This window comes from Vibrio sp. YT-19(2023) (assembly GCF_033337395.1).
The window spans coordinates 1-805 of record NZ_JAWOQN010000352.1 but is presented as its reverse complement, the minus strand read 5'-3'; the positions used below and the strand labels follow the sequence as shown (position 1 = coordinate 805).

The window sequence follows — 805 nt, the reverse complement described above, 5'->3', positions numbered from 1 at the left end:
TAGCTCAGTTTAATGAACCAATTTCTAGCCAGCTATTAGCAATAGATGAAAACCTCACTCAGTTAGTCACTGATATTGATATTCTTAGCAGCGTAAACCCGCTTAATTACGCCCAAGAGCGAGAAAGGTTCATCAGTAATAAGTACTCGCAAGAACCTAACTTTCAGTACCAGAAAGCGCCTCTTGACACTCATCAGTCAAAACGCCGTTTGTACGAATTGCCTTTGGAACACATCGAAGATGCTCAGTTACAAAAGCTTTATGAGGATGTCATTCAGTCTTACGCCGACAAACTTGATCAAGTCAACACCATAGGTACGCAATAGTTCCTATACAACTCTCTGCGCTACTACGGTGAACCAAGTGCGAAAGACATTGCTAACGCACATTTCATTTTGCATCTGCCGACAGAAGAAGAGAGCAAACCAGAGCATGATAGCCGCTCCATTGCTCATTTCATGCAAAGCTTCGCCGATAAAAATGGGTATGAATGTGAAATTCAAATCTTAGATGGCATGCTAGCAAACGCTTTGGTGTCAGGCTCTCGAGTGAAGATTAACAGCGCTGCGCACATCACAACTGACGAGCTTGAAGCGCTGGCACACCACGAGATGGGCGTGCATTTGCTAACTACGCTTAATGGCCGTCAACAGCCACTTAAAGTGCTTAGTTTAGGTTGCCCTGCCAATACCAATACGCAGGAAGGGTTGGCCATTTTGTGTGAGTACCTCTCTGGACACTTCAGTATCAAACGTTTAAGAACCTTAGCTCTTCGCGTGCTTGCTGTAGAATCCATGATTAAAGA

The 805-nt window shown here is 44.2% G+C and carries 1 pseudogene; it reads left to right on the top strand.

Annotated features, from left to right (window positions below):
• Positions 1 to 805: pseudogene (locus R7E78_RS25850) on the top strand (tyrosine/phenylalanine carboxypeptidase domain-containing protein); the annotation flags it as partial.